The sequence below is a fragment of the Tenacibaculum sp. FZY0031 genome (genome assembly GCF_036350695.1).
Taxonomy (GTDB): Bacteria; Bacteroidota; Bacteroidia; order Flavobacteriales; family Flavobacteriaceae; genus Polaribacter.
Window position 1 is genome coordinate 1 of sequence record NZ_JAZDVY010000017.1, and the last position, 2,361, is coordinate 2,361.

At 42.0% G+C, this 2,361-nt stretch carries 1 pseudogene; it reads right to left on the reverse strand.

What is annotated here, in order from left to right:
* Positions 1–2,361 (reverse strand): annotated as a pseudogene (locus tag V1T75_RS16345) (hypothetical protein); the annotation flags it as partial.

Genomic DNA, 2,361 nt, shown 5'->3' on the forward strand with positions numbered 1-2,361 from the left:
CATTTTCTTGTAATCAAGTATTCTGAGCCACAAGCATCGTCATCGCCACTGGTTACTTCACTCGGAATGACTGTTACGGAAGCATCACAATTATCAGTTGCTGTTAAAGTTTCCATCACTGGAATATTATCACAACTTACCGTGATTTCTGCTACTGGTAAAGTCTCTACAAATTCTGGGGCTACCGTGTCTTCTATAATGAACTTAGCTGAAATTGTATTTACAGTGTTTCCACAAGCATCTTTTGCTGTAAAAACCACTTCTACTTCTCCTGTAAAACTACACGTGTATGTTAAATCTGTATAATTATTACTCCATGTTACAATACTACAATCATCTGTCGCTGTCGCTCCTCCATTACTAGCTAGCCAATCATTTAACTCTGTTGTATTTCCTGATCCATCACACTCTACAGTTTTATCTGATGGTTGCTGAGTTATTGTTGGTGGTGTTTCATCTTTAATTAAATATCCTGCTGTTGTAGTACTGAAGTTTCCACAGGCATCAGTAGCCGTGAAAGTTACTGTGATATAGCTTCCATCACATTTCACAGAGGTATCATCCCCATAATTATTGGTCCATGTTACTGTACTACAATTATCGGTTGCTGTAGCTCCTGCATTACTATTTAACCAATCTTGTAAAGCAGTTTCTGTATCACCAACTCCACATTCTATATCTATATTCTTCTTGTTTGTTTCGTCTATAACTGGTACTGTATTGTCTTCAACTGTTATTGTTTGGACCTTTTCAGTTGTGTTACCACAGTTATCAGTAAGACTCCATGTACGAGTAATTATTACTTCTCCTTGACAACTTCCTGCTAATTCTACATCATTATAATTGGCTTCTAAAGTTGTATCACAATTATCAGATTCATCAATAACATCTCCAGTGATACCAATACTAGCATTATAAGTACAATTATCATCTTTGTATATAGTAATATCTACTGGTACAGTAAATTCTGGTTTAGTTATGTCAGTTACTGTAATCGTTTGGGTATGACTTATCATATTACCACAGTTATCGGTTGATTCCCATTTGCGGACAATCGCTCCACAGCCGTCTACTACCGTATTGCTTACTTCGGTGAAAATTACATCAACGACAGTATCACAATTATCGGTTGCAGTGATGGTGGGTACTGCTGGTATGGCTTCACAGTCGACGCTTACATCGGCTGGTGTTGCTGATAATACCGGTGCTGTCGTATCGATTACTGTAATCGTTTGGGTATGACTTACCATATTACCACAGTTATCGGTTGATTCCCATTTGCGGACAATCGCTCCACAGCCGTCTACTACCGTATTGCTTACTTCGGTGAAAATTACATCAACGACAGTATCACAATTATCGGTTGCAGTGATGGTGGGTACCGCTGGTATGGCTTCGCAGTCGACACTTACATCGGCTGGTGTTGCTGATAATACGGGTGCTGTCGTATCGGTTACTGTAATCGTTTGTGTGTGACTTACCGTGTTACCACAGTTATCGGTTGATTCCCATTTGCGGACAATCGCTCCACAGCCGTCTACTACCGTATTGCTTACTTCAGTGAAAATTACATCAACGACACTATCACAATTATCGGTTGCAGTGATGGTGGGTACCGCTGGTATGGCTTCACAGTCGACACTTACATCGGCTGGTGTTGCTGATAATACGGGTGCTGTCGTATCGGTTACCGTGATGGTTTGGGTATGACTTACCATATTACCACAGTTATCGGTTGATTCCCATTTGCGGACAATCGCTCCACAGCCGTCTACTACCGTATTGCTTACTTCGGTGAAAATTACATCAACAACACTATCACAATTATCGGTTGCAGTGATGGTGGGTACTGCTGGTATGGCTTCACAGTCGACACTTACATCGGCTGGTATTGCTGATAATACCGGTGCTGTCGTATCGGTCACAGTAATCGTTTGGGTGTGACTTACCGTGTTGCCACAGTTATCGGTTGATTCCCATTTGCGGACAATCGCTCCACAGCCGTCTACTACCGTATTGCTTACTTCGGTGAAAATTACATCAACGACAGTATCACAATTATCGGTTGCAGTGATGGTGGGTACTGCTGGTATGGCTTCACAGTCGACGCTTACATCGGCTGGTGTTGCTGATAATACCGGTGCTGTCGTATCGGTTACCGTGATGGTTTGGGTATGACTTACCATATTACCACAGTTATCGGTTGATTCCCATTTGCGGACAATCGCTCCACAGCCGTCTACTACCGTATTGCTTACTTCAGTGAAAATTACATCAACGACACTATCACAATTATCGGTTGCAGTGATGGTGGGTACCGCTGGTATGGCTTCACAGTCGACACTTACATCGGCTGGTGTT